We start from the raw sequence: 26,394 nt of genomic DNA, 5'->3' as shown, positions 1-26,394 counted from the left end.
ATCGGTTTTTGTGATAATGAAGAAGAGGGAGCGCGTTCTACAAATGTTCCACGTGAAACATTGGCGGCATTCCCGAGCGTCCTGTCGGTCCCGCGACGAAGGCAGCCATGCTGTGGTGCAAGCGCCTGTTCGGATGTGGAGCCTGTTCCACTCGGCCAGAATCGTCGCCCCAGCGCAGGCTGGGGCCTCCTGCGACTCTTGCGTCGCCGTAACCGCGAGATCCCAGCCTTCGCTGGGATGACGATTGCTTCAATCCGGATGGTTCGCGGTCCAGTCTGCTACAAGCTAGATGATTGGCCGTGGGGATCGGGTGTGGGGCGCGGGGCCAGATTATCACCGTCCCGCATCCGCCTCTCCGTCAGCCTACGGCTGCCACCACCCCCAGCCGGGGAGGCCCAGTCGGGTCAGGCCTCCTCCACCTCGCGCGCCGCAGGAGGATGCAGCCGCAAGCGGTGGATGCGGCGTTCGTCGGCTTCGGTGATCTCGATCTTCCAGCCCGAGGGGTGGTCGATACAGTCGCCCGTCTCCGGCACCCGGCCGGCGAGCAGCGCCGCGAGGCCGCCGAGCGTGTCGACTTCGGCTTCCTCCTCGTCCAGCCGCGCGTCGACGGTGCTCGCGACATCCTCCAGCGGCACGCGGGCATCGGCATCCCAGCCGCCGCCGTCGAGCGGAACAAGCAGCGCCTGGGGCGCCTCGTCATGCTCGTCCTCGATCTCGCCGACGATCTCCTCGATCAGATCCTCGATCGTGACGAGCCCTTCGGTGCCCGAATATTCGTCGAGCACGATGGCGAGATGGACGCGCTTCTGGCGCATGTCGGCGAGCAGATCGAGCGCGCCGCGCGACATGGGGACGTAGAGCGGCTCGCGGATCAGCCCGGCGATCGTCTCCGGATGCGGCGCGCCGGTCGCCAGGATGGTGAAGACGTCCTTGATATGGACCATGCCGACGATCGTATCGAGCTTCTCGCGATAGACCGGCAGGCGGCTATGGCCCGCCTCGGCGAAGATCTGGACGAGATGGTCGAAGCTGGTCCCTTCCTCGATCGCGACGATATCCGCGCGCGGCACGCCGACATCACCCGCATCACGCTCGCCGAAATGGAGAAGGTTGCGGACCATCTGCCGTTCGAGCGGAGACAGGTCGCCCTTGGCGTCGGGAGCGGGATCGCCCTCGTGCCGGTCGATCGCCTCTTCCAGCTGCTCGCGCAGGGATTCCTCGGGCGGCCCGAAGATCATCGTCTTCAGGCTGCGCCATATGCTGTCGCCGTCGCCGCCGACGGCGCTACTTCGGTCCTCTGCCAAGTTACTCCTCGCGTATCAGATAGGGATCGGCGATGCCGAGCGTTTCGAGCGCCTGCCGCTCGATCTCCTCCATCGCCTCCGCCTCGCCATCTTCCAGATGGTCGTATCCTAGCAAATGGAGCGTGCCATGCACCAGCAGATGCGTGGCATGCGCCTCTGTCGAGATGCCACGCTCCGCCGCCTCGGCGACGCAGACGCCGTGCGCGAGCACGATGTCGCCGAGCAGCAGCTCGCCATCGTCGGAGTTGAGGCTGACCGACTGGATCAGGTCGGGCTGGACCATGGGGAAGGACAGGACGTTGGTCGGCTTGTCCTTATGCCTATACTGGTGGTTGAGGTGGCGCACCTCGTCATCCGCGGCGAGGCGCACGCTGATCTCGACCAGCGCGGGCGTGTCGAGCAGAGGGCCATGCGGCGTCCGCTCGATCGCGGCGCGCGCGGCACGCACCGCCAGCGCCTCCCAATCACCCTCCGGCCAGGGATCTTCGCGGGAGAGTTCGATCTGGATCATCGGCCAAGGTCCGTATGGGAGAAGTCGTCGCCCTTATAGAGCAGATGGGCGCTATTGGTTTTGGCGCAGGCATAGGCGAAGCAGTCGCCCATGTTCAGCTTCGCCGGATGACCTGAGCCTTTGCCATATCGATCATAGGCATCCAGAGCCGCATCCAGTTCATCACGGTCGATTTCAACGAGCTTCAACCTCATGATTCCGGCGGTGTTCCGCACCTCGGTCACGGCGTCAGCGAAATTCATGCGATAGGACCGCGACAATGCCGAAACAGCTTCCCAGCAGGACATGGCGGACCAGAGGCCACGCTCGAATAGCGTGAATCGATCGAGGAGGTCGGCTCGTTCCGGTTCCCCCTTGGTGATGGCGACGAGTGCCGATGCGTCAACGAAGACGATCAATCCGCATCGTCCCACATCGCGTCGAAAAACGCCTTGTCTGCGGCCTGCCCGCTCTGGGGTGGCAAGGGATGGTGTTTTCGCCAATCATCGAGGGCGGCCAGCAAAGCCATCTTGCTCGGGCGTTCGGGAATACTGCGCTCAAGGGCCGTCAATGCCTGTCGAACGATCTGGGTCTTGGTAGTGCCCAGCCGACGCGCGAGACGATCCGCGAGCGCAGCGGTCTCTGGATCCTTGATATACAATGAGGCCATCGTTCCCTCCGGTATATCCTGTTTAATGGGATGGATATACCGTTGCGTCAACCAGCTCCCTCATACGCCTCCACGATCCGCCCGACAATCGGATGGCGAACGACGTCTGCGGCAGTGAAGCGGCTCATGGCGATGCCTTCGAGACCCTCCAGCCGGCGGACCGCGTCGGCGAGGCCGGAGGCGTTGACGCCGCCGGGCAGATCGACCTGATTGGGGTCGCCGCACACCACCATGCGGCTGTTCTGGCCGAAGCGGGTGAGGAACATCTTCATCTGCGCCGGCGTGGTGTTCTGCGCCTCGTCGAGGATGACGAAGGCGTCGCCCAGCGTGCGGCCGCGCATGAAGGCGATCGGTGCGATCTCGATCTCGCCGCTGGCGATGCGCCGCTCGACCTGCTCGGCGGGCAGGCAGTCGTAGAGTGCGTCGTAGAGCGGGCGGAGATAGGGATCGACCTTCTCCTTCATGTCGCCGGGCAGGAAGCCGAGCCGCTCGCCCGCCTCCACCGCCGGGCGCGACAGGATCAGGCGCTGGACGCTGCCGGCGATCAGCTGCGCCACCGCCTGCGCGACCGCCAGATAGGTCTTGCCGGTGCCTGCCGGGCCGAGCGCGAAGATCATGTCGTTCGACACCAGCTCGCGCATGTAATGCGCCTGGGCGGGGGTGCGCGGAACGATCGTCTTCTTGCGCGTGCGGATCATGATCGGCGGCGCGCCGCCGCCCCGTTCGGCGGAGATGATGCCGTCGAGCGTCGGCTCCGCCATCATCGCGATCGAGGCGTCGACCAGGCCGGTATCGACCTCCTCGCCGCGGCCGATCCGCGTGTAGAGATCCTGGAGCACGTCGCGGGCCAGCGCGACATTCTCCGCCGTTCCCTCCAGCCCCACGCGGTTGCCCCGCGCGGTGATGTAGACGCCGAGCCGGTTTTCCAGCGCGACGAGGTTCTGGTCATATTGGCCGAACAGCGCGGCGAGCAGCTGGGGCTTGTCGAACAACACCTCGACACGGCTACGCTCGCCCATCTGGGCGGGGACGGGCTTGCGGCTCATGCGGTCCTTTCCACGGGCATCGCCGGCAAAGGTGGCCGTTCCGCCGCCCTCACGCAAGCGCCTGTGCGGCAACCTGCGTGAGGAACGATGGCGGGATCAGGCGGCGAGGGCCGCGCGACGCCGGCGGCGGCGCACCGCGAGGCCGGTCATCGCCAGCCCGGCGGTCATCATCCCCCAGGTCGCCGGCTCGGGCACCGCGCCGGCGGCGGTGAGCCGGAAGTTGAGGTCGCAGTCGCGATTGGTGGTGCAGTTCGCATAGGGCACGGTGGTGAACAGCGCGCGACCGCCGGCATAGGCGTCGCCCGAGAGCGGCACGCCGGTATAGATGTTGACGGTCGGCCCCATGCCAATCCCGTAGCGGTTGCCGCCGCCCGAGATCACCGCCGAATAAACGGCGCCCGCCTCCGTGACCACGTCGGGCAGGGCGATGTCGACCCAGGTCAGGGTGCGCGAGGAGACGCCCGCGCCGACGCCGAAGGTCCGGCTGTAGACGAGGTCGCCGGCCAGCCCGTCGCCACGGCGGATCGACAGCGTGTAATCCTGCGCGGCGCTGCCGGCATTGAACAGCGCGAACTGGAAGCCGATCGACGACAGGCTGGTGCCGATGGCGGTGAAGCTCTGCCCCGTCGTGCCGAAGGCGGAGGTGGTGAAGGCGCGCTCGCCCGAGACGACTTGCAGCGACGCGGCAGCGGCCGGCGCGGCAGACAGAAGGCAAGCGGGGACGATCGCGGCGAGCGCGAGAAAACGGAACGACATCAATTATTTCTCCCTTGGTAAACAGCGCGTTAGCCAGGGGATGTGACGACTGTGCGACGACGGCTTCGGGAATTTCCGTCGAATGCCGTTCCGAAATTGGACGTCGTGGTCAGGCGACTTGCCGCAGCCGCTCCACCGCGCCGAGGGAGTTTGGGCCGGCGCTGGTCACCTCGACCTCGACCAGATCGCCGATCGCCGCATCGGTGAGCAGGTGGACCGACTGGAGCCAAGGCGACTTGCCGAGCATCTGGCCGGGCAGCTTGCCCTTACGCTCGATCAGCACGGTGCAGCGGCGGCCGATGCTGGCGGCGTTGAAGGCGTGCTGGTCGCGGTTGAGCGCAGCCTGGAGGCGCTGCAGCCGGTCGTCCATCACTGCGGCCGGTACCTGGTCCGCCATGGTCGCGGCCGGCGTGCCGGGACGGGGGCTGTATTTGAAGCTGAACGCCTGGGCATGGGCGACCGTGTCGACGAGGCTGAGCGTCTCGGCGAAGTCGGCCTCGGTCTCGCCGGGGAAGCCGACGATGAAGTCGCCCGACAGCGCGATATCGGGGCGGGCGGTGCGGATCCGGTCGATCAGGCGCAGATAGGAGTCGCGCGTGTGCGAGCGGTTCATCGCCCGCAGCACCCGATCGCTGCCCGCCTGCACGGGAAGATGGAGGAAGGGCATCAGCGTCTCGACGTCGCGATGCGCGTCGATCAGCCCTTGCGTCATGTCGTTGGGATGGCTGGTCGTATAGCGGATGCGGGCGATGCCGTTGATGCGGTCGATCGCGCGGATCAGATCGTGCAGGCCCCGACCCTCGTCGGTCCAGGCATTCACGTTCTGGCCGAGCAGCGTGATCTCGCGCGCGCCGGCGTCGACCAGTGCCTTCGCCTCGTCCACGATCGCCTCGAAGGGCCGGCTGATCTCCGCGCCGCGGGTATAGGGTACGACGCAATAGGTGCAGAATTTGTCGCATCCCTCCTGCACCGTCAGGAAGGCGCTCGGGCCGACCCGGCGACGGGCGGGCAGCTGGCCGAACTTGGAGGCGGTGGGCATGTCGGTGTCGAGTGCGGGCACGCCGGCGGCGGCACGGGCGACGAGGTCTGGCAGATTGTGATAGGCCTGCGGACCGACGACCACGTCGACCTTGGCACGGGCGACGATCTCCGCCCCCTCGGCCTGGGCGACGCAGCCGGCCACCGCGATCATGGGCCGTGCGCGACCCTGCGCCGCGGCGTCCTTCCGGAGGCGGCCGATATCCGAATAGACCTTCTCCGTCGCCTTTTCGCGGATGTGGCAGGTGTTGAGGACGACGAGGTCCGCCGCCGCCGCGTCCTGCGTCGCGGTCAGCCCCTGCGCCGCCATCAGTTCGGCCATGCGCTCGCCGTCATAGACGTTCATCTGGCAGCCGAAGGACTTGACGTGGAAGGTGCGTGGCTGGTCGGCAGGAGGCTGGTGGCTCATCCGCGCGGCCATAGCCCAGACGTTGGTCTGCCGCCAGAAGCGGGCGCTGGAACCGCAACGGCCATGCCGGGGTTCATATCTACTATAAAGAGGAAAAGGGGTTTCCATGACCAAGGCTGCGATGATCGCGGTAATGCTGACGGCCGCGGCGCCGGCGGCCGCGCAGGACGTGGTGAGCGAAGACGTCCGCCCGGCGATGCGCACGCGCGTGATGCTGGGGCCGCAGATCGCGCCCCGTTATCCGGGCGCCGACAACACGAACATCTTACCGTTCATCAATATCGACCGTTCGCGGCAGCCCGAATTCCCCTTCGAGGCGCCGGACGAGAGCGGCGGGCTCAACCTGATCCGCAGCAACGGCTTCGCGATCGGTCCGGCACTGAACTTCCAGGGCAGCCGGCGACGGCGCGATACCGACGGCCTGCTGCCAAAGGTCGGCTTCACGGTCGAGGTCGGCGGATCGGTGCAATATACCGTCAACCCGAATATCCGGCTGCGCGCCGAGGCGCGGCGCGGCATCGGCGGCCACAAGGCCTGGGTGGGCCTGCTGAGCGCGGACTATGTCGCGCGCGACGCCGATCGCTGGCTCTTCTCGCTGGGGCCGCGGCTGACCCTGTCGGAACGCAAGTTCAATCGCGCCTATTTCGGGGTGAGCCAGGCGGACAGTCTGACCTCCGGCATCGCGCCCTATGATCCCAAGGGCGGTATCCAGGCGGTGGGCGCGGCGGCGAGCGCCCTGCGCCAGCTCGGATCGCGCTGGGGCGTCTATGGCTATGCGAAGTACGACCGGCTGGTCGGCGATCCGGCCGATTCGCCGGTGGTGCGGCGTTTCGGTTCGCGCAACCAGCTGTCGGCCGGCGTCGCGCTGAGCTACACCTTCGGCGGCTGAGCCATCGCCTCGATCCGGCGGCGCGCCTCGGCGGCGATCGCCTTGCGTCCGCCGGCCGGGGCGAAGGGCGCGTCGAACTCGAGCGTGGCGGTGAAGCTGCCCCGCCGCCCGAGGACGCGGCGCGCGTGCGACAGACCGGGTTCGGCATCGACCCAGGCCAGTTCGCGCGTGGCGTCGCCATAGTCGATCCGCACCGCCTGCACGACGAGGCCCGGCGGCGGCGGGTCGAGCGCGGCGAGCAGCGCGGGCTTGAACGGCAGCAGCGGATCGCCGCTGCCGGTGGTGCCTTCGGGAAAGATCGCGACCGGGTGGGGTCCGAGCGCGGCACGGATCGCGGCGATCTGCGCCTCGACCCCCATCCGGTCCCCGCGGGCGATGAAGATGGTGTGGTTCCGCCGCGCCATCCATCCGACCAGCGGCGTGCGGCCGATATCCTCGCGGCTGACGAAGCTGGCCCCGCACGCCCCGCCGAGCAGCAGGATGTCGAGCCAGCTGAGATGGTTGGCGAGGATCACCACATCGTGCCGCCGCGGCGTGCCGATAATGCGGAGTCGCGCGCCGAGGAGGCGGGCGGCGGCGCGGAGGAAGCGCTGCGGCCAGGGCGAGGGCCTCCGTGCGAGCCGCCAAAGGGTGTCGAGCGGTGCGAGAGCGACGAGCAGCAGCGCGAGCGCAAGCAGGCGGAACGTGGCGCGGAGGGTCGGCATCGATGGGGTGATAGCTTTGGATCGCTTGAAGCGGCACCCCTTCGCCGGTGGGGATGAGCTTCTGTAGAGCTTTCGTCATGCCGGACGTGTTCCGGCATCCACGGCGCCCCAAGCGCACGAGCCGAAGATCATGCGGAACGGTGGATCCCGGAACACGTCCGGGATGACGAATGAAAAAGGCGGCCGACCTAGCCGATCGCGGTCAGCCCCCTGTCCTCAGCTCTTTCGGTCGAGGCTCACCCCGTACAATTCCATGCGGTGGTCGACGAGGCGGAAGCCGAGGCGTTCGGCGATCGCCTTTTGCAGTTGCTCGAGTTCGGGATCGACGAACTCGAGCACGCGGCCTGTCTCGACGTCGATCAGATGGTCGTGATGCGCCTCGGGCGAAGGTTCGTAGCGGGCGCGGCCGTCGCCGAAATCGTGCCGGTCGAGGATGCCGGCCTCTTCGAACAGGCGCACCGTGCGGTAGACGGTGGCGATCGAGATGCCCTTGTCGATCGCGGAAGCGCGCTCATAGACCTTCTCGACATCGGGATGGTCGTCCGCTTCGGACAGGACGCGCGCGATGACACGGCGCTGTTCGGTGATGCGAAGCCCCTTCTGATTGCAGAGGGCTTCCAGATCGATCTTGCGCGGCATGTCGTTCCCCGTGGCTTGCGCCCCATGTACGCGCATTGGCTTGTTGCGAAAAGGGCTACCGACTCGCAATAAGCCCGACCGATCGGATCAGAGCGTGCGCGAATAGGTGTGCGCGTCATATTGGGCGCCGTCGCGACCCCGGTAATAGCCGCGCCGCTCGCCGACCTTGTGGAAGCCGTGCGCCGCATAGAGCTCGACCGCCGGATTGCCGCCGCGCACCTCAAGGTGAAGCGTCGCGGCGCCCTGTTCGCGGCAGGCGGCGATCACCGCGCGGAGCAGCGCGCCGCCGACCCCCCGCCGGCGGCGGTCGGGCGCGACGGCGAGGAGGAGGAGCTCCGCCTCGTCCATGATCGTGCGGGTGAGGGCGAAGCCGGCCGGACCCGCCTCGTCCTCGGCGAGGAGCAGGCGGACGCCGGGCATGGCGAGAACGCCCAGCGTCTGTCCCCGCGTCCAAGCTTCCCCATAGCGCGGATCGAACGCGGCCATCAGCGCGTCGACCAGCGCGACGTCGCGCGCATCACCGGCGCGCAGGGAGACGCTGTGGACGGTCATCGCGCCGCCGGCATCCGCGCCGCGGGCAGCTTCGCATCGGGCGCGCGGCCGTAGAGCGGGCGGGGGTCGAGATCGGCGAGGCGCGCGGGGAGCAGCACGACGTCGCGCGCATCGGGCAGGCGCCGCAGGCCGGGCGGCACCAGCCCCTCGAGCCTCGCGAGGCCGCTGCCGACCACCGGCACGTCACCGATCCGCGCCGCCGCCTCGGCCGGGGGCAGCGAGGCGGGCTCGGCGCGCGCGCTAAGGTCGGCGGCGAAGATCTGCATGAAGAGCTCGCCATGCCCCGCCTCCAGCACCGCGGCAACATGCGGGTGCGGGACGTGCGACAGGGCGGTGGCGGCGATCAGCGCGAGCGAGGAATAGCCATGGACCGGCACCCGCCAGCCCAGGGCCAGGCCGCGCGCCGCCGCGATGCCGACGCGCACGCCGGTAAAGCTGCCGGGGCCGACATCGACCAGCACGCGATCGGCGCGGCCGCCATCGATCAGTTCGGCGATCATCGGCACCAGCCGCTCGGCATGGCCGCGCCCGACCTCCTCGTAGCGCCCGTCGATCACGCGTCCGTCCTCGATCAGCGCGGCCGAGCAGGCGGCGGTGGCGGTATCGATGACGAGCGTGCGCAAGACGAGGAAACTCCGGCCGATCTCGGCTGAATGGCGTATCCGCCGGGGGTTCGTCCAGTAGCTGCGGGCGTTAGAGCCCGAGCCGCCTCACAGGATGCGGTTGAATTCCTCGAATGCGGGCCGGGGCGAGCGCGGATACAGGGTCGACCGGTCGCCATGGCCGAGCGTCGCGATGAAATTGGTGCGCACCGAGGGCTGGTCGGCGAAGAACGCCTTGTCGACCGCGCCGGCATCGAAGCCCGACATCGGCCCGACGTCGAACCCGAGCGCGCGGGCGGCGAGGATGAGATAGCCGCCCTGCAGCGAGGAATTGCGCATCGCCGAGACCTCGCGCAGCTCGCGGTTGCCGTCGAACCAGCTCTTGGCGTCGGCATGCGGGAAGAGGCGGGGCAGCTGCTCGTGGAACTCGGTATCCATGCCGATGATCACCGCGGCGGGAGCGGCGCGGATCTTATCGGCATTGGTGTCGCTGGCGGTGGCGGCGAGCCGCTCCCGGGCATCCCGATCCAGGCACCAGATCAGACGGGCGGGCAGCTGGTTAGCGGAGGTCGGCCCCATCTTCACCAGATCCCAGATCGCGCGCACATCGTCGGCGGTGACCGGGGTGTCGAGATAATGGTTGAAGGTCCGCGCCTCGCGGAACAGCTGATCGAGCGCGGTGGAATCGAGCTGCGGCATCAAACGGCCCTCACTTCGGTGACTTCGGGAACATAGTAGCGGAGCAGCTGCTCGATGCCGTTCTTCAGCGTGGCGCTGGACGAAGGACAGCCCGAGCAGGCACCCTGCATCTTGAGATAGACCTTGCCCTTGTCGAAGCCGCGATAGACGATATCGCCGCCGTCGTTCGCGACGGCGGGGCGGACGCGGGTGTCGATCAGCTCGCGGATCTGGGCGACGATCTCCGCATCGGCAGGGTCGTCCGCCGGCAGGGCCTCATCCTCCGCGGCGGGGACGGAGAAGCCCGCGCCGCCCTGTTTGAACAGCGGCATGTGCGCGCTGAAATGATCGAGCAGCACCGCCAGCACGTCCGGCTTGACGTCGCGCCAGTCGGTGCCCGGGGCGATCGTCACCGACACGAAGTCGCGGCCAAAGAAGACGCCGGTGACGTCGCCCAGGTCGAACAGCGTTTCCGCGAGCGGGCTGGCCGCCGCCTCCTCGGGCGTCGCGAAGTCGCGGGTGCCGTCGGCCATCACGGTGCGGCCGGGCAGGAATTTGAGCGTCGCCGGGTTGGGCGTGGCTTCGGTCTCGATCAGCATGGCCGCCATGTGGAGGAGGGGGACGGACGGATCAAGCCGGGCGCGGGAAACGATGTGTTGCCGGCGGGCGAGGAAAAGCTGGGGCGGCGAGGGCAGATGAAGCGGCTGTCCGGCCGCCGTCATCGAAGCGGGGGGTGTGAAGCGGGGCCGCGACACGCTACATGGCGGGCCATGGCGTTTGTACCGCGCGCGTTCCGCGCTTCCCTGATCCCGCTCCTCCTCCTGTCCACCGTTCCGGTCGTCGCGGCACCGCCGCCGAGGCCGAAGGCGGTTCCTGCGAAGAGCGCGTCCGCGCCGGCCAAGGCGCCGCCGACCGCCGCGCCGGAGGCGGTGAAGGTCGACACCAGCGCCTGGCTGTTCAAGGACAGCGATATCCAGCCCGATCCCGAATGGCATTTCGGCACGCTGCCCAACGGCCTGCGCTATGCGGTCCGACGCAACGGCGTGCCGCCCGGGCAGGTTTCGGTCCGCGTGGCGATGGACGTCGGCTCGCTGTACGAGAAGGATGACGAACGCGGCTTCGCCCACTTCATCGAGCATCTCTCGTTCCGCTCCTCCGCCTATGTGCCCGATGGCGAGGCGAAGCGGGTGTGGCAGCGGTTCGGCGCCACCTTCGGCTCCGACTCGAACGCCTCGACCACGCCGACCCAGACGGTCTATCGGCTCGACCTGCCGTCGGCGACCGAGGCGACGCTCGACGAGAGCCTGCACATCCTGTCGGGCATGATGGCCGCGCCGGTGCTGACCGATGCCTCGGTCAACGCCGAGCGCTCGATCGTGCTGGCCGAGAAGCGCGAGCAGCCGGGGCCGCAGGTCCGCTATCAGGACGCGCTGCGCGAGGCGTTCTTCGCCGGCCAGCCGCTCGCCGAACGTTCGCCGATCGGGGTCGAGAAGACGCTGCTCGCCGCCAATGGCGCGGGGATGAAGGCGTTCCACGACCGCTGGTACCGGCCGAGCCGGGCGGTGGTCATCATCTCGGGCGACATGGACCCGGCGCTGCTGTCGCGGCTGGTGGTGAAGCATTTCGCCGGCTGGGCGCCCAACGGCCCCGACGTGCCCGCCCCCGATTTCGGCAAGCCCGACCCCACCAAGCCGCCGACCGCGGTGCTGGCCGAACCCGGTCTGCCGCCGGTGGTGGCGATGGCGGTGCTGCGGCCGTGGCAGTACAATGCCGACACGATCGCCTTCAACCAGAAGCGGATGGTCGACATGGTCTCGACCTTCGTGGTCAGCCGCCGGCTGGAGCGGCGGGCGCGGGCGGGGGGCAGCTTCCTCCAGGCCTCGGTATCGCTCGACGATCAGTCGCGCTCGGCCAACGGCACCTTCACGACGATCGTGCCGGTCGGCAACCAGTGGGAGCCTGCGCTGCGCGACGTGCGCGCGGTGATCGCGGACGCGCTGGCGACCGCGCCGACCCAGGCGGAGATCGACCGCGAGCTGGCCGATTACGACACCTCGCTGCGCACCACGGTGGAAACCTCGCGGGTCGAGGCGGGGGCGAAGCAGGCCGACGACATGGCGGGCGCGATCGACATCCGCGAGACGGTCGCCTCGCCCGCCGTCTCCTACGACATCTTCAAACAGGCGCGCGCGAAGGGGATGTTCACGCCCGACACGGTGCTGGCGGCGACCCGGCGCGTCTTCCAGGGCGACGCGACCCGCGCCATCGTCAACACCCAGCAGCCCGAGCAGGGCGCGGCGGAGAAGCTGGCGACCGCATTGAAGGCGGACGTGAAGGGCCTCGCCGGCAAGCGGCGGGTGCAGGCGGCGGTCGACTTTTCGAGCCTGCCCGCGCTCGGCCAGCCGGGAACGGTGGCGCAGCGGGTGTCGAGCCCGGAGATCGGGCTGGAGCGGGTGACCTTCGCCAATGGCGTCAAGCTGCTGGTCTTCTCCAACCCCGCCGAATCGGGGCGCGTTTATGTCCGCGCGCGGTTCGGCGGCGGCTATGACGCGCTGCCCGCCGACCGTCCGAGCACCGCCTGGGCGGCGGACAGCGCGCTGGTGGCGAGCGGCGTCGGCAAGCTCGACCAGGACGATCTGGAGGCGCTGTCGGCGGGGCGGCGGATCGGGCTCGATTTCGGGATCGACGACGACGCCTTCCAGCTGGCGGCAATGACTTCGCCCACCGACTATCGTGACCAGCTGAAGCTGATGGCGGCGAAGCTGGCCTTTCCGGGCTGGGACCCGGCGCCGATCGCACGGGCGAAGGCGGTCGCGCTGACCGCCCAAAGCGGCTACGACTCCTCGCCGTCGGGCGTGCTGTCGCGCGATCTGGACAGCCTGCTGCGCAGCGGCGACCCGCGCTGGACCGCGCCGACCACCGAGCAGATCAACCGGCTGACCGCCAAGGATTTCCGCAAGGACTGGCAACCGCTCCTCGCCTCCGGCCCGATCGAGGTGATGGTGTTCGGTGACGTCAAGACCGACGAGGCGATCGCCGCGGTCGCCGCGACGTTCGGCGCGATGAAGCCGCGGCGCGACGTGCCCGGCTCGCCGGTGCCGCCGGCCTTTCCGGCGCATGTGGCCCAGCCCGTGATCCGCACCCATGTCGGCCCGGAGGATCAGGCGGCGGCGGTGATCGCCTGGCCGACGGGCGGCGGCATTGCCGAGATCCGCACCAGCCGCCAGCTCGACGTGCTGGCGCAGATCTTTTCGGACCGGCTGTTCGAGCGGCTGCGGCAGGGAACGGGGGCGAGCTACAGCCCCTCGGTCGACAGCCAGTGGCCGGTCGGCATGACCGGCGGCGGCAAGCTGGTCGCGGTGGGGCAGGTGGCGCCGGACAATGTCCCGCTCTTCTTCCGCCTCTCGCGCGAGATCGCCGCCGACCTCGCCAAGAACCCGGTGACGCAGGACGAGCTGGACCGCATCCTGAAGCCGATGCAGCAGCAATTGCTGCGCGCCTCGACCTCCAGCCAGTTCTGGATGATGCAGATGGCCGGCGGCAGCTTCGACACCCGCCGGCTGACCGCGCTCCGGTCGATCGGCAGCGACCTGAACAGCACGACCCCTGCCGACATCCAGGTGCTGGCCGCCCGCTATCTGCGGCCGGATACCGACTGGACGATGGCGGTGGTGCCGAAGGACAAGGCGGGGGCGGTGACCGCGGCGCTGGGGAAGTAGGGGGAGCTAGAGCCGAGAAAGGCCCCAGCTTTCGCTGGGGCGACGAACGTGGGACGGGCTACCTCCAAGTCCGTCGCCCCAGCGCAGGCTGGGGCCTCTTCATTTGGATGGAGTGCCAGCCCCGAACGACTTCTTGTCCGTCCAGATCGCGGTCTGGAGTATCAGGCCCTGGCCATTAAGCTCGCGCCATGCGGGGCGGCTGGGTCTATATCGTGGCGAGCGCCCCGCGCGGGATGCTCTATATCGGCGTCACCGCTCACTTGGCCGCCCGGATCGACCAGCATCGCCGGGATGTGGGTTCGGCCTTTTGCAGACGCTTCGGAATTCGGACGCTCGTGCTCGCTGAGCCCTATGACACGATCGAGGACGCGATCGTGAGAGAAAAGCGGCTGAAGGCGTGGAAGCGGGACTGGAAGATCCGGCTGATCGAACAGAGCAATCCGGAATGGCGAGACTTGTTCGACCTCATCGCTTGAGTCGCGGGAGATGCCAGCCTTCGCTGGCGTGACGTCTTCAGGAATCCCACGCCATGCCAGCGAAGGCTGGCATTTTGGGCGTTCGCTACCATCGCAGCCGCCGTCACCGATACAGCGCATCCAGCCGCTCGCCATACACCCCGCGGATCACGTGCCGGCGGATCTTCAGACTCGGCGTCAGCTGTTCGTTCTCGATCGCGAAGGGCTCGTCGGCGAGGATGAAGCGGCGGATGCGTTCGGTGACCGAGAGGTCGCGATTGACGCGCTCCACCGCGGCCATCAGCGCGGCGCGATAGTCGGCATTCTCGGCCAATCGGGCGAAGTCGCAGCGGCCGCCGCCCCGGGCGCACCATTCCTGCGTCCAGTCGGCATCGGGAACGAGAAGCGCGACCATATAGGGCTTGCGGTCGCCGAACAGCATCGCCTGTCCGATCTCCGGCTGGAGGGTGAGCATCCCCTCGATCTTCTGGGGCGCGACATTGTCGCCCTTGTCGTTGATGATCAGGTCCTTCTTGCGGTCGGTGATGCGGATGCGGCCGGCCGGATCGATCTCGCCGATATCGCCGGTGTGGAGCCAGCCGTCCTTCAGGACGCGCGCCGTCTCCGCCTCGTTGCGCCAATAGCCGTGCATCACGAGCTCGCCGCGCACCAGGATCTCGCCATCGTCGGCGATCCGCACCTCCGTATTCGCCAGCGGCGGACCGACCGTGTCCATCTTCAGGCCGGCGGAAGGGCGGTTGCAGGAGATGACGGGCGCCGCCTCGGTCTGGCCATAGCCCTGGAGGAAGGTGAGGCCGAGCGACTGGAAGAAGATGCCGATCTCCGGGTTGAGCGGCGCGCCGCCCGAGACCATTGCCTTCAGCCGACCGCCGAACTTCCTGCCGATCTTCGGCTTGAACAGCGTGTTGACCAGCAGCTGGGCAGGCCGGTCGATCAGGCGGAGATTGCCGTCATAGTGGCGCGCCCCGACGCGCAACGCCTGCGCCATGAGGGTCGCGGCGAGGCCGCCCTGCTTGTCGATCGTCTTGCTGATGCGGGTGCGCAGCACCTCGAACAGGCGGGGGACAACGACCATGATGGTCGGGCGCACCTCCTCGATATTGGCGGCGAGCTTCTCCAGCCCCTCGGCATAATAGATCTGGCCGCCGAGACCGATCGGGAAATGCTGGCCGCCGGTATGCTCATAGGCGTGGGACAGGGGGAGGAAGGAGAGGAAGACCTCGTCGTCCCAGCCGAAATCCTCGGAAATGACGGTGCAGCAGCCATTGACGTTGTGCAGGATGGCGCCGTGATGCTGCATCACCCCGCGCGGCGCGCCGCCGGTGCCGCTGGTGTAGATGATGCAGGCCAGGTCCTCGCGGCGGAAGTTCGCCTCTGCGGCGATCGTCTCCGGCGGGGTCGGGTGGCGGTCGATCAGGTCCTGCCAGCGATGGAAGTCGAGCCCCGCGGTGGGTGCGCGCATCTCGTCGATGCCGATCACCGTCTGGCCCTGATTGGAGTGAAGGACGGCGGGCATCAGCACCTTGGCGAGCTTGGCCGAGGAGACGATGATTCCGCAGGCGCCACTGTTTTCGAGAATGTGGAGGTGATCGCGCTCGGTATTGGTGACATAGGTCGGCACCGTCACGCAGCCCGCAGCCATGATCGCAAGATCGCTGATGCACCATTCGGGCCGGTTTTCCGACACCAGCATCACCCGGTCGCCGCGCTTCATCCCCACCGCCCGCAGGCCGGCGGCGAGGCTGGCGACCTGCCGCGCGGCCTCCGCCCAGCTGGTCGCCTGCCATGCCCCGTCGCGCTTCGCCCAGAGGAAAGGAGCGTCGCCCTTCTCGCGCGCGCGGGTGAAGAACATGGTGACCAGATTGGGGAAATGTTCGAGCGTGCGCATCGCCTCTCCTTCACGCGCCGTGGGCGGCGCCGTCGATTGTATCGCCCGTTCCGGCCGCGTCGATCCGCCGGCGGCGCCCCGCCTATTCTGACGGCCGGTTGCGCTCGCGGAAACGCTCGATCTGCGTCACCGAGCCGTCCTGACCCATGGCGACGCCCTCGCTGCGCGGATCGGCGGCCCCGACCCACTTGCCGGCGACGCGCTCGATGGCATTGGCCTTGAGCCCGAGCGGCGCCACGGTCACCGGCTCGCCCAAGGCCGTCAGCGCCGGCGCCATCGCCTCGACCGCGGTGCCGCGTTCGAGAGTCGCCACGCGGCCGGGCGCGTAGACGAGGCCGAGCCCGATCGCATCCTGCGCGGTCAGCTTCCAGTCGAGCACGCCGACGATCGCCTTGGCGACCTGCGCGATGATCGTGGAGCCGCCGGCCGCGCCGAGCGCGAGGCGGACGCTGCCGTCGGGATTGTAGACGATCGTCGGCGACATCGAGCTGCGCGGCCGCTTGCCGCCCTCGACCCTGTTGGCGACGAGATAGCCGGCCTTGGCGGGCACGATGTCGAAATCGGTGAGCTGGTTGTTGAGGACGATGCCGTCCATCACCAGCCCCGATCCGAACGGCCCCTCCACCGTGGTTGTCACCTCCACGACATTGCCGCGCGCATCGGCGGCGACGAGATCGGTGGTGCCGGCGATCTCGCTGACCGGGGCGGGGGTGCGCTTCGGCGCGCCGGGCGGGGTGCCGGCGGTGACGCTCGCCATCGTCCGGTCGGGCGCGATCAGCGCGGAGCGGGAGGCGAGATACGTCGGATCGAGCAACCCCGCGACCGGGACCGAGACGAAATCCGGGTCGCCGACATAGAGGTCGCGATCGGCATAGGCGAGGCGGCTGCTCTCCGCGAACAGGTGCCAGCCGGTGGGATTGTCCTTGCCGAGAGCGGCCATGTCGAAGCGTTCGATCTGCTTCAGGATCATCATCACCGTGATCCCGCCCGAAGAGGGCGGGCCCATGCCGCAGATGCGATAGCTGCGATAGCTGGTGCAGATCGTCGGGCGCGGCTTGGCGTCGTAGCTGGCGAGGTCGCCCGCGGTCATGCGCGAGGGGTTGCGGGCGGCGGTGTCGACGGTGGTGACGAGCTTCGCCGCCTGCGGGCCGACATAGAAGCTGTCGGGGCCGAGCCGCGCGAGCCGTTCGAGCAGCGCGGCCTGATCGGGGTTCCGCACCGTTTCCCCTTCCGCATAGGGCTGGCCATCGGAACGGAGGAACAGAGCGCGGGCGGCGGGGGTCAGGTGGCCGCCGAAGCTGGCGACCGCGTTGACGTAGCGCGGCGAGGCGGTGAAGCCCTGCCGCGCGAGCCGGATCGCGGGGGCGAACAATCTGGCCCAGGGGAGCTTGCCGGACTGGCGGTGCGCCAGCGCCATGCCGCGGATCGCGCCGGGCACGCCGACGCTGCGCCCGCCCGGCACGGCCTCGGCATGGCTGAGCGGCTGCCCGTCCGGCCCGTAGAACCAGCGGGCGTCGGCGGCGGCGGGCGCGGTCTCGCGTGCGTCGATCGTGGTGGGCGTGCGGCTGCCGGCGCGATGGCTGACCCAGAAGCTGCCGCCGCCCAGGCCGCTGCTCTGCGGCTCGACCACGCCGAGCGCGAGCATGGTGGCGATGGCGGCGTCGGTGGCGCTGCCGCCCGCGCGCAGGATCTCCACCCCGGCGGCGACAGCGCGCGGGTCGGCGGCGCTGACCATGCCCTGCGGCGGAGAAGCCGGCGCGCGCGCGACGGCGGGTGCGGCGAGGAGGGCGAGGAGCGGGGCGGCGAGCGCGAGCGCAGGCGTCTTCATGGCGGGGGACCGTAGCGCCATTCGCCCCGGCGGCAACCCGTCAGCCGGTGCCGACCGCCTCCGCCACCGAGGCGAAGCCCTCGCGGGCCAGCAGCGCGTCGAGGTCGCGCAGGATGCGGCCCGGCAGGCCCGGCCCGTCATAGATCAGGGCGGTGTAGATCTGGATCAGGCTGGCCCCCGCCTTGATCCGCGCCAGCGCCTCCGCCGCATCGCCGATGCCGCCGGCCGCGACCAGCGGGATTGCGCCGCCGGTGGCGTGGCGGAAGTCCTTCAGTCGCTGGCGGGCGAGGGGGGCGAGCGGCGCGCCGGACAGGCCGCCGGTTTCCGCCCCGGCCGGCGAGGCGAGGCTCGGGCGCGTGATGGTGGTGTTGCCGATGATGATCGCGTCGACCCGGTTGGCAATGGCGGCAGCGGCGATCTCGTCGATCTGCGCGGGTTCGAGGTCGGGGGCGACCTTGAGGAACAGGGGCGTCGTGCCGCGGGCGGCGGCGCAGGCGACGAGCAGGTCGCGCAGCGCATGGCCGCTCTGCAGGTCGCGCAGGCCGGGGGTGTTAGGGGAGGAGATGTTGATCGTGACGTAATCCGCACGCGGCGCGGCGGCGGCGACGCTGTCGGCATAGTCGGTGATGCGGTCGGTCGAGTCCTTGTTGGCGCCGACATTGATCCCGAGGACGCCGGCGCGCCTCACGGGTATGCGGGCGAGGCCGGCGGCGAGGCCCTGATTGTTGAAGCCGTAGCGGTTCACCACGGCCCGGTCGGCGGGCAGGCGGAACAGGCGCGGCGTGGGATTGCCGGGCTGGGGACGGGGGGTCAGCGTGCCGATCTCCACCGCGCCGAAGCCGAGGCCGAAGAAACCGGCGATCGCCTCGCCATTCTTGTCGGCTCCCGCGGCGAGGCCGAGCGGGTTGGCGAAGTCGATGCCGGCGACGCGGGTGGCGAGGCGGGGGAAATTCGCTGGGCCTTGCCCCAACGGCGTGCCGATCCTGCCCCAGGCGGCGAGCATCTTCACGGTGAGAGCGTGCGCGCGCTCGGCGTCGAGGGCGAAGAGGGCGGGGTGATACCAGGCCATGCCCGCGCTCTTGGCACAGGCGGGGGGCGAGAAGAAGATGCGTGCTCGCGCGGAGGCGCGGAGACGCGGAGGAGGGATGGTTCGCGCGGAGGCGCGGAGAGCGCAGAGGAGGATGTGGTGAGTCCAGGTCGTTCCAACCCAACGCGTCACCCCGGCAGAAGCCGGGACCCAGTTGGGTAGAGGTTTGTGGAATTCACTCGCGTCCCCCAACTGGGCCCCGGCCTTCGCCGGGGCGACGAAGTTGGGAGTTTGCGTGCGTCACCTCCGCGACCTCCGCGCCTCTGCGCGACCCAAGTCCGCGACTCCGCGACCCCGCGCTACCGCCCCGCACCCGGCCCCACGGTGCGAGTCGTTTGCAAAGATAGTGGTTGATTACCCCACCGCGCTGCACCATCTGGCCAATCGGAACTAAATGGTCCGATTAGCTCATGCGCCTGTCCTCCCTTGCTGACTATGCGGTCGTGCTGATGGCCGCCGCCGCGCGCCATTGCGGCGGTGTGGCGCGGCTGAACGCGACCGTGCTGGCGGAGGAGACGGGCGTGCCGCTGCCGACCGCGCAGAAGCTGGTCAGCCGGCTGGCCGCGGCGGGGCTGCTGGAAAGTGCGCGCGGGACCGGCGGCGGGTTCCGGCTGGCGCGGCCGCCTTCGGCGATCAGCCTTGCCGACATTGTCGAGGCGGTGGAGGGGCCGATCGCGCTGACCGCCTGCATCGAGGGCGCGACGCACGACTGCACGATCGATGCGCGCTGTTCGGTCAAGCCGCACTGGCGGCTGGTCAACGACGCGATCCGCGACGCGTTGGCGGGCGTGTCGCTGGCGCGGCTCTCTTCCGTTCCCGCTCCTTCTTCCGATTCCCCCAGGGCCCCGGCATTGGCCGCGGCAGCAGGTAACTGACATGGCGACCAAGAACGCAGAGGCCCATGCGGCCGTATCGAAGAAGTACGAGTGGGGCTTCGCCACCGACATCGAGCAGGACTTCGCGCCCAAGGGGCTGAGCGAGGACACCGTCCGCTACATCAGCGCCAAGAAGGGTGAGCCGGAGTGGATGCTCGACTGGCGGCTGAAGGCGTTCCGCCTGTGGCAGACGCTGGAGGCGCCGGACTGGGCGAAGCTGAACGTGCCGCCGATCGACTATCAGGACGCCTATTATTACGCCGAGCCCAAGGCGAAGGCGACGATCGCCTCGCTCGACGAGCTCGATCCCGAGATCCGGCGCACCTATGAGAAGCTGGGCATCCCGATCGAGGAGCAGAAGCTGCTCGCCAATGTCGCTCCCGATGCAGAGGCGGGCGCCACGCCGCCGCGCCGGGTGGCGGTGGATGCGGTGTTCGACAGCGTCTCGGTCGCGACCACCTTCCGCGAGGAGCTGAAGCGGGCGGGCGTGATCTTCCTGTCGATCAGCGAGGCGGTGCGCGAATATCCCGAGCTCGTCCGCAAGTGGCTCGGCAAGGTGGTGCCCCAGCGCGACAACTACTTCGCGACGCTCAACAGCGCGGTCTTTTCCGACGGCACCTTCGTCTATGTGCCCGAGGGTGTGCGCTGCCCGATGGAGCTGTCCACCTATTTCCGCATCAATGCGGAGAATACGGGGCAGTTCGAGCGAACGCTGATCGTCGCCGACAAGGGCGCGTACGTATCCTATCTTGAAGGCTGCACGGCGCCGATGCGGGACGAGAACCAGCTCCATGCCGCGGTGGTCGAGCTGGTCGCGCTGGACGATGCCGAGATTAAATATTCGACCGTCCAGAACTGGTATCCGGGCGACGAGAACGGCGTCGGCGGCATCTACAACTTCGTCACCAAGCGCGCGCTGTGTCAGGGCCGGAACAGCAAGGTCAGCTGGACCCAGGTCGAGACGGGCAGCGCGATCACGTGGAAATATCCGTCGTGTGTGCTGGCGGGCGACGAATCGGTCGGCGAGTTCTACTCGGTCGCGGTGACCAACAACCGCCAGCAGGCGGATACCGGCACCAAGATGATCCATCTGGGCAAGAACACCCGCTCGACGATTGTGTCGAAGGGGATCAGCGCCGGGCGTTCGGACAATACCTATCGGGGTCTGGTGCGCGTGGCGCCGACCGCGGAAGGGGTGCGCAACTTCACCCAGTGCGACTCGCTGCTGCTCGGAGACCAGTGCGGGGCGCATACCGTGCCCTATATCGAGGTGCGCAACCCATCGGCGCAGATCGAGCATGAGGCGACGACCAGCAAGATCAGCGAGGACCAGCTGTTCTACGCGATGAGCCGCGGGCTGGATCAGGAAGCGGCGGTGAGGCTGATCGTCAACGGCTTCGCGCGTGAGGTGCTGCAGCAGCTGCCGATGGAATTCGCGGTCGAGGCGCAGAAGCTGCTGGGGATCAGTCTTGAGGGGTCGGTCGGGTGACCTTGACGCCGTTCGATGAAGCACGTCGGCTCAATTCCCCTCCCCTTCAGGGGAGGGGTAAGGGGTGGGGCGTGTCCGCGAACGCCATCGTCCGTGTTCAGAATTTTGCCTCGGCAATGCGCCGCAACCCGACCGAGCCTGAGAAGTGCCTGTGGGCGCATCTCTCCCGATCACAGCTTGGCGGTTTCAAGTTCCGGCGGCAGGCCGCGATCGGATCCAATGTCGCGGACTTGCTGTGCCCTGCGGCACGGTTGATCGTCGAGGTCGACGGGCATACGCATGGCGACGCGGGAACCGACGTTCGCCGCGATGTACGCCTTTCTGAACTTGGCTATCGCACCATCCGCTTCACCAATACGGATATCATGCAGAACGTAGAGGGCGTGCTGATCCGTCTTCTCGGCGAACTCCAATCGTCGCCCCTGCGGTGGGCGCCCCACCCCAACCCCTCCCCTGAAGGGGAGGGGCTTGAAGGATGAATATGCTTCGAATCGAAAACCTCCACGCCGAGATCGACGGCAAGGAAATCCTCAAGGGCCTTTCGCTCTCCGTGAAAGCGGGCGAGATCCACGCGATCATGGGGCCGAACGGTGCAGGCAAGTCGACGCTGGGCTACGTCCTTGGCGGGCGGCCGGGGTACGACGTGACCGAGGGATCGGTGACGTTCGACGGGGTCGACCTGCTGGCGCTGGAACCGCATGAGCGCGCGGCGGCGGGCGTGTTCCTTGGCTTCCAGTATCCGGTCGAGATCCCCGGCGTCAGCAACGTCCAGTTCCTGCGCGAGGCGCTCAATGCGCAGCGGGCGGGGCGCGGCGAGGCGCCGCTGTCCGGCGGCGAGTTCCTGAAGCTGGCGCGCGCGCAGGCGGACGCGCTTGGGCTCGACCAGGACATGCTGAAGCGGCCGGTCAATGTCGGCTTTTCGGGCGGCGAGAAGAAGCGCAACGAGATGGTGCAGATGGGCATCGTCGACCCCAAGTTCGCGATCCTCGACGAGACCGACTCGGGCCTCGACATCGATGCGCTGCGGATCGTCGGCGACGGGATCAACCGGATCATGCGCAAGCCCGACAAGGCGGTGCTGCTGATCACCCATTACCAGCGTCTTCTCGATTACGTGAAGCCGGACTTCGTCCATGTGCTGGCCGACGGCCGCATCGTCCGTTCGGGCGGGGCGGAACTGGCGCTGGAGCTCGAGCGTGAGGGCTATGCGGGAGTGGCGGCGTGATGGCCGGGAAAATCCTCCCTGCGCAACGCGCGGGGAGGCGGACCGCTCGCGCAGCGAGTGGTGGAGGGGCGGTGCGCAGCACCGGCTTCGCCGGCCCCTCCACCACCGCCGCGCGGCGGTCCCTCTCCCCATCTGCGATGGGGAGGATCTGATGTCCGTCCTCGAACTGCCTTCGACCCGCGAGGAAGGGTGGCGCTGGTCCGACCCGGAGGGCATCGCGGCGGCGGCGGCCATGCCGGCGGGGGCTCCGGTCGATCCGGCGGCGCTGTTCCTCGATCTGCCGGGCGCGCGGATCGTGGTGCGCGACGGGGTGGTCGATCGCGACGCCAGCGATCTGCATCGCGTGACGCTCGCCCCCGTCCCGGCAAGCGATCATCCGCTCGGGCGGCAGGCGGCAGGGCCGGGCTGGATGCTCCATCTGGCGGAGGATGCAGTCGCGCATCCGGTGCAGGTCGTGCATCTGGCGAGCGGCGGGGCGAACCATCTGCCCGCCGAGATCGTGCTGGCCGAGGATGCCGCGGCGCAGGTCGTGGAGACCTATGCCGGGGCGGGCTGGTCGAACCGTTTCCTGCGCGTGAGGCTGGGCAGGGCGGCGCGGCTGATGCGTGCCGTAAGGCTGGTGCAGGACGGCGGCTTCGTGTCGCTGCGCGAGGAAGCGCATCTGGGGACAGGCGCGAGCCTCGTCACCACCTTCCTCGGCGCGGGGGCAGCAGGGTCGCGCATCGATGCGACGCTGGTCGCGGGCGAGGGCGCCTTCGCGGAGTTCGGCGGCGCGCTGCTGACCGCGGGCGAGCAGCGGCAGGAATGCGCGGTCGCGGTGCGCCATGCCGAGCCCAATGGCCAATCGCACCAGCTGTGGCGCGCGGTGGCCGCGGACCGCTCCACCGCCAGCCTCGCGGCGCGGGTCGAGGTGGCGCGGCATGCGCAGAAGACCGATGGCGAGCAGTCGCTCCGCGGGCTGCTGCTCCAGCGGACCGCGACCGTGAACCTCAAGCCCGAGCTCGAGATCTTCGCCGACGACGTGAAGTGCGCGCATGGCGCGACCGTGGGCGAGCTCGACCAGCGGGCGCTGTTCTACATGCAGAGCCGCGGCATCCCCCGCGGACGGGCGCAGGCGATCCTGACGCGGGCGTTCGTGGCGGATGCGCTGGACCGGATCGGCAACGAGACGGTCCGCGAAGCCTTTGCGGCGGATGCGGATGCGTGGCTGGAGCGGGTGTTGTGATGCTGGCTTTTCAGATCCTCCCCGGGACGGGGCGGGGGACCATGCGGAACATGGTGGAGGGGGGCCTCCGCACGCGCTGTGCTGCGGGGCACTCCCCCTCCACCACCAGCCTGCGGCTGGCGGTCCCCCTCCCCGCGAGCGGGGAGGAGCTGTGATGGCGACGCGGCCGCTCGACACTCTAGCCGACTTCCCCGCCATCCCGGCGGGCTGGGCCTATCTCGACACCGCCGCCACCGCGCAGAAGCCGCAGGTCGTGGTCGACGCGATCGCGCGGGCCTATGGCGAGACCTATGCCACCGTACATCGCGGCGTGTACCAGCGCTCGGCGGACATGACGCTGGCCTATGAGGCGGCGCGGGCGCGGGTGGCGCGGTTCATCGGCGCGGGCTCGCCGGACGAGATAGTGTTCGTGCGTGGTGCGACCGAGGGGATCAACCTCGTCGCGCAATGCTGGGCGGGGACGGTGCTGAAGCCGGGCGACCGGATCATGCTGTCGCTGCTGGAGCATCACAGCAATATCGTGCCTTGGCAGATGGTCGCCGAGCGGACCGGCGCGGCGATCGATGTCGCGCCGCTGACCGCGGACGGGCGGATCGACCTCGACGCGATGGCGGCGATGCTGACCGAGCGCCACAAGCTGGTGGCGCTGGCGCATGTGTCGAACGTGCTCGGCTCGATCCTCGACGTGCCGGCGGCGGCGGCGCTGGCGCATCGCGTGGGCGCGAAGCTCTTGGTCGATGGCTGTCAGGCGGTGCCGCGGCTGCCGGTCGACGTCGCTGCTATGGGCGCGGATTTCTACGTCTTTTCCGGTCACAAGCTTTATGGCCCGACCGGGATCGGTGTGCTGTGGGGGCGGCCCGAGCTGCTCGATGCGATGCCGCCGTGGCAGGGTGGCGGGGCGATGATCGATCGCGTCACCTTCGAGAAGACGACCTACGCCCCGCCGCCCGGCCGGTTCGAGGCGGGGACGCCGCATATCGTCGGCGCGCTCGGGCTGCACGCGGCGATCGACTATGTCGACGCGATCGGCCTTCCGACGATCCATGCGCACGAGAGCGCGCTGGTGGCGCAGGCCCGCGAGGGGCTGGGCGCGATCAACAGCGTGCGGCTGTTCGGGCCCGACGACTCCGCCGGGATCGTCAGTTTCGCGATCGAGGGGGTGCATCCGCACGATATCGGCACCATCTTGGACGAGAGCCGGGTGGCGATCCGGGCCGGCCATCATTGCGCGCAGCCGCTGATGGACGCACTGGGCCTTCCGGCGACGGCGCGGGCGAGTTTCGGCGTCTATAACGGGCCCGAGGACGTCGCCGCGCTGGTGAAGGGCGTCGAGCGTGTGACGCGGATTTTCGGATGAACGGGATGGTCGGATGAGCAGCTTCGAGGTGGAAGAGGTGGACGGCGTCACCCCGCCGCCCAAGGCGCGGGTCGAGGATGCGCCGGCGGCCGCCGCATCGGCGCCGGCGCGGGAGCGCGACTATCTGTCGGGCTTCCTGGCAGAAAAGCCGCGCGGCGACGATCCGACGGTGCCGGGAGGGGCGCTGTACGAGGGCGTGATCGACGCGCTCAAGGATATTTTCGATCCCGAGATCCCGGTCAATATCTACGATCTGGGGCTGATCTATGGCGTCGAGATCGCCGAGGGCGGCCATGCGGCGGTGACGATGACGCTGACGACGCCGCATTGCCCGGTCGCCGAGTCGATGCCGGGCGAGGTGGAGCTGCGCGTCGCGGCAGTGCCGGGGATCGCGACGGCGGAGGTCAATCTGGTCTGGGATCCGCCATGGGATCCGCAGAAGATGTCGGACGAGGCGAAGCTGGAACTGGGAATGCTGTAAGCGTCGAACGTTCCAGCCAGAACCGTCGCCTCAGCGCAGGCTGGGGCCTCATGCGGCTTCTGCCGGACGTTCTCACAACGAGATCCCAGCCTTCGCTGGGATGACGTCCGGTTCGGCGTCGGTGGATTGAAGTGTAGCTGCGACGGCTGCTCCCCGGCCGGGGAGGAAGGAAGGAACGATGACGACCACGACCCTGCGCCAGCGCCCTGCGGCGCTCCACCTCACCCCGACTGCGGAAGCGCGGATCGCCGACCTGATGGCGCGCGCGCCCGAGGGGGCGATCGGTGTGAAGCTGTCGACGCCTCGCCGCGGCTGTTCGGGGCTCGCCTATTCGGTCGATTACGTGACCGAGGCCAAGCCCTTCGACGAACGGATCGAGACGCCCGGCGGCACGCTGTTCGTCGACGGCGGGTCGATCCTCTATCTGGTCGGATCGACGATGAAGTGGGTGGAGGACGATTTCACCGCGGGCTTCGTGTTCGACAATCCCAATGCGAAGGGCGCGTGCGGCTGCGGCGAGAGCTTCACCGTCTGACCGAGGGTCGGGCGGCTCAGCGCGCCCGGTTCCATTCCTGGCTGCGGCAGAAAGGCCCCCAGCAGCCCTTCACCTTGAGCAGATTGCCGTCCGCGACCAGCTCGGAGCGGTAGGTGCGGCCGGACTCCGGATCGTAGATCCGGCCTTTCCACCGATCTCCTGCGGGCGCGAAGTCCGACAGGATGGTGATGCCCTCGATCGGGCGGGTGCGCAGCGAAGCATCGGGATTGTTCGCATCGACCGCCGGGCCGCCGGGGCGAGGCTTGAGCACCCTGGTGATCCGCCCGCATAGCGCCCTGCCGCAGGGCGCGACCTCGACCAGTGCCTTTCCTTCCGCGGTCAGCCAGCGGCCGGTGACCGGGGCGGGGGCTGCCAGTGCGGCGGCAGGCAGGGCGGCGAGGATCAGGATCGGCCAGATACGCATCGGAACTC

The 26,394-nt window shown here is 68.9% G+C and carries 28 protein-coding genes; 11 read left to right on the top strand and 17 right to left on the bottom strand.

Annotation, left to right across the window (positions count from 1 at the left end; genetic code table 11):
* Positions 1-404 precede the first annotated feature (404 nt).
* From IEX18_RS02700 to miaB, 7 genes are all read right to left on the bottom strand, one after another.
* Positions 405-1,304, bottom strand: a complete 900-nt coding sequence (locus tag IEX18_RS02700) for a hemolysin family protein (RefSeq protein WP_188657110.1) — start codon at positions 1,302-1,304, stop codon at positions 405-407.
* A 1-nt stretch (position 1,305) separates the two neighbouring features.
* Positions 1,306-1,815, bottom strand: coding sequence for an rRNA maturation RNase YbeY (gene ybeY / locus IEX18_RS02695; protein ID WP_188657109.1), 510 nt, complete (start codon positions 1,813-1,815; stop codon positions 1,306-1,308).
* The gene (locus IEX18_RS02690) at positions 1,812-2,213 is read right to left on the bottom strand and encodes a type II toxin-antitoxin system VapC family toxin (RefSeq protein ID WP_188657108.1); all 402 of its coding nucleotides are present in this window, start codon (positions 2,211-2,213) and stop codon (positions 1,812-1,814) included. The genes ybeY and IEX18_RS02690 overlap by 4 nt, the downstream gene beginning before the upstream one ends.
* Positions 2,210-2,464, bottom strand: a complete 255-nt coding sequence (locus IEX18_RS02685) for a type II toxin-antitoxin system VapB family antitoxin (RefSeq protein WP_188657107.1) — start codon at positions 2,462-2,464, stop codon at positions 2,210-2,212. The genes IEX18_RS02690 and IEX18_RS02685 overlap by 4 nt, the downstream gene beginning before the upstream one ends.
* A gap of 47 nt (positions 2,465-2,511) precedes the next feature.
* Positions 2,512-3,510 carry a PhoH family protein gene (locus IEX18_RS02680; RefSeq protein WP_188657106.1) on the bottom strand — a complete coding sequence of 333 codons (999 nt, stop codon included), beginning with the start codon at positions 3,508-3,510 and terminating at the stop codon, positions 2,512-2,514.
* Positions 3,511-3,606: 96 nt separating this feature from the next.
* Positions 3,607-4,266: a PEP-CTERM sorting domain-containing protein gene (locus IEX18_RS18505; protein ID WP_229664320.1), complete on the bottom strand. Its 660-nt coding sequence runs from the start codon at positions 4,264-4,266 to the stop codon at positions 3,607-3,609.
* A 109-nt stretch (positions 4,267-4,375) separates the two neighbouring features.
* Positions 4,376-5,713, bottom strand: coding sequence for a tRNA (N6-isopentenyl adenosine(37)-C2)-methylthiotransferase MiaB (gene miaB, locus IEX18_RS02670; RefSeq protein WP_188657105.1), 1,338 nt, complete (start codon positions 5,711-5,713; stop codon positions 4,376-4,378).
* A gap of 106 nt (positions 5,714-5,819) precedes the next feature.
* Between miaB and IEX18_RS02665 the strand changes: the two genes are divergently transcribed.
* Positions 5,820-6,602, top strand: coding sequence for a MipA/OmpV family protein (locus IEX18_RS02665; protein WP_188657104.1), 783 nt, complete (start codon positions 5,820-5,822; stop codon positions 6,600-6,602).
* Here IEX18_RS02665 and IEX18_RS02660 read toward each other — a convergent pair.
* The 6 genes from IEX18_RS02660 to IEX18_RS02635 form a co-directional block, all read right to left on the bottom strand.
* Complete coding sequence (locus IEX18_RS02660; protein ID WP_188657103.1) at positions 6,584-7,306, bottom strand: lysophospholipid acyltransferase family protein; 723 nt, start codon at positions 7,304-7,306, stop codon at positions 6,584-6,586. The genes IEX18_RS02665 and IEX18_RS02660 overlap by 19 nt on opposite strands.
* A 216-nt stretch (positions 7,307-7,522) precedes the next feature.
* Positions 7,523-7,945: a Fur family transcriptional regulator gene (locus IEX18_RS02655; protein ID WP_188657102.1), complete on the bottom strand. Its 423-nt coding sequence runs from the start codon at positions 7,943-7,945 to the stop codon at positions 7,523-7,525.
* An 87-nt stretch (positions 7,946-8,032) separates the two neighbouring features.
* Positions 8,033-8,497 carry a GNAT family N-acetyltransferase gene (locus tag IEX18_RS02650; RefSeq protein WP_188657101.1) on the bottom strand — a complete coding sequence of 155 codons (465 nt, stop codon included), beginning with the start codon at positions 8,495-8,497 and terminating at the stop codon, positions 8,033-8,035.
* Positions 8,494-9,120 carry a tRNA (adenosine(37)-N6)-threonylcarbamoyltransferase complex dimerization subunit type 1 TsaB gene (tsaB, locus tag IEX18_RS02645; protein WP_188657100.1) on the bottom strand — a complete coding sequence of 209 codons (627 nt, stop codon included), beginning with the start codon at positions 9,118-9,120 and terminating at the stop codon, positions 8,494-8,496. The genes IEX18_RS02650 and tsaB overlap by 4 nt, the downstream gene beginning before the upstream one ends.
* A gap of 87 nt (positions 9,121-9,207) precedes the next feature.
* Positions 9,208-9,798: a malonic semialdehyde reductase gene (locus IEX18_RS02640; RefSeq protein ID WP_188657099.1), complete on the bottom strand. Its 591-nt coding sequence runs from the start codon at positions 9,796-9,798 to the stop codon at positions 9,208-9,210.
* Complete coding sequence (locus IEX18_RS02635) at positions 9,798-10,376, bottom strand: NifU family protein (protein WP_188657098.1); 579 nt, start codon at positions 10,374-10,376, stop codon at positions 9,798-9,800. Before IEX18_RS02635 ends, IEX18_RS02640 begins: the two co-directional genes overlap by 1 nt.
* 171 nt (positions 10,377-10,547) lie before the next feature.
* Between IEX18_RS02635 and IEX18_RS02630 the strand changes: the two genes are divergently transcribed.
* Both IEX18_RS02630 and IEX18_RS02625 read left to right on the top strand, forming a co-directional pair.
* Complete coding sequence (locus tag IEX18_RS02630) at positions 10,548-13,496, top strand: M16 family metallopeptidase (protein WP_188657097.1); 2,949 nt, start codon at positions 10,548-10,550, stop codon at positions 13,494-13,496.
* Between the two features lie 188 nt (positions 13,497-13,684).
* Positions 13,685-13,972, top strand: a complete 288-nt coding sequence (locus tag IEX18_RS02625; protein WP_188657096.1) for a GIY-YIG nuclease family protein — start codon at positions 13,685-13,687, stop codon at positions 13,970-13,972.
* 103 nt (positions 13,973-14,075) lie between these two features.
* Here IEX18_RS02625 and IEX18_RS02620 read toward each other — a convergent pair whose 3' ends face one another.
* The 3 genes from IEX18_RS02620 to IEX18_RS02610 all read right to left on the bottom strand — a co-directional run bounded on the left by IEX18_RS02620 (position 14,076) and on the right by IEX18_RS02610 (position 18,757).
* On the bottom strand, positions 14,076-15,860 hold the full coding sequence (locus IEX18_RS02620) for an AMP-dependent synthetase/ligase (protein ID WP_188657095.1): 1,785 nt from the start codon (positions 15,858-15,860) through the stop codon (positions 14,076-14,078).
* An 82-nt stretch (positions 15,861-15,942) separates the two neighbouring features.
* On the bottom strand, positions 15,943-17,688 hold the full coding sequence (gene ggt, locus IEX18_RS02615; RefSeq protein ID WP_188657094.1) for a gamma-glutamyltransferase: 1,746 nt from the start codon (positions 17,686-17,688) through the stop codon (positions 15,943-15,945).
* Between the two features lie 40 nt (positions 17,689-17,728).
* Positions 17,729-18,757 (bottom strand): quinone-dependent dihydroorotate dehydrogenase, encoded by a 1,029-nt coding sequence (locus IEX18_RS02610; protein ID WP_188657093.1) that lies wholly within the window; start codon positions 18,755-18,757, stop codon positions 17,729-17,731.
* A gap of 428 nt (positions 18,758-19,185) precedes the next feature.
* On the opposite strand from IEX18_RS02610, the gene IEX18_RS02605 reads away from it, so the two are divergent.
* From IEX18_RS02605 to IEX18_RS02570, 8 genes are all read left to right on the top strand, one after another.
* Entirely contained in the window at positions 19,186-19,650 is a 465-nt protein-coding gene (locus IEX18_RS02605) for an SUF system Fe-S cluster assembly regulator (protein WP_188657092.1), read from the top strand.
* Between the two features lies 1 nt (position 19,651).
* Positions 19,652-21,139 (top strand): Fe-S cluster assembly protein SufB, encoded by a 1,488-nt coding sequence (gene sufB / locus IEX18_RS02600; RefSeq protein WP_188657091.1) that lies wholly within the window; start codon positions 19,652-19,654, stop codon positions 21,137-21,139.
* A gap of 71 nt (positions 21,140-21,210) precedes the next feature.
* Positions 21,211-21,618, top strand: coding sequence for an endonuclease domain-containing protein (locus IEX18_RS02595; RefSeq protein ID WP_229664319.1), 408 nt, complete (start codon positions 21,211-21,213; stop codon positions 21,616-21,618).
* A gap of 2 nt (positions 21,619-21,620) precedes the next feature.
* Positions 21,621-22,364, top strand: coding sequence for a Fe-S cluster assembly ATPase SufC (gene sufC, locus IEX18_RS02590; protein WP_188657090.1), 744 nt, complete (start codon positions 21,621-21,623; stop codon positions 22,362-22,364).
* Between the two features lie 151 nt (positions 22,365-22,515).
* The gene (locus IEX18_RS02585; RefSeq protein ID WP_188657089.1) at positions 22,516-23,589 is read left to right on the top strand and encodes a SufD family Fe-S cluster assembly protein; all 1,074 of its coding nucleotides are present in this window, start codon (positions 22,516-22,518) and stop codon (positions 23,587-23,589) included.
* Between the two features lie 154 nt (positions 23,590-23,743).
* Positions 23,744-24,946, top strand: coding sequence for an aminotransferase class V-fold PLP-dependent enzyme (locus tag IEX18_RS02580; RefSeq protein ID WP_188657088.1), 1,203 nt, complete (start codon positions 23,744-23,746; stop codon positions 24,944-24,946).
* Positions 24,947-24,959: 13 nt separating this feature from the next.
* The gene (locus tag IEX18_RS02575; protein ID WP_188657087.1) at positions 24,960-25,427 is read left to right on the top strand and encodes an SUF system Fe-S cluster assembly protein; all 468 of its coding nucleotides are present in this window, start codon (positions 24,960-24,962) and stop codon (positions 25,425-25,427) included.
* Positions 25,428-25,605: 178 nt separating this feature from the next.
* The gene (locus IEX18_RS02570; protein WP_188657086.1) at positions 25,606-25,962 is read left to right on the top strand and encodes a HesB/IscA family protein; all 357 of its coding nucleotides are present in this window, start codon (positions 25,606-25,608) and stop codon (positions 25,960-25,962) included.
* A gap of 16 nt (positions 25,963-25,978) precedes the next feature.
* Here IEX18_RS02570 and IEX18_RS02565 read toward each other — a convergent pair whose 3' ends face one another.
* Positions 25,979-26,386 (bottom strand): DUF2147 domain-containing protein, encoded by a 408-nt coding sequence (locus tag IEX18_RS02565; RefSeq protein WP_188657085.1) that lies wholly within the window; start codon positions 26,384-26,386, stop codon positions 25,979-25,981.
* Positions 26,387-26,394: the final 8 nt, after the last annotated feature.

Origin of the sequence: Sphingomonas metalli, from assembly GCF_014641735.1 — a bacterium.
In the GTDB taxonomy this organism is placed as follows: Bacteria; Pseudomonadota; Alphaproteobacteria; order Sphingomonadales; family Sphingomonadaceae; genus Sphingomonas; species Sphingomonas metalli.
This window is presented reverse-complemented; position numbering and strand designations above follow the sequence as displayed.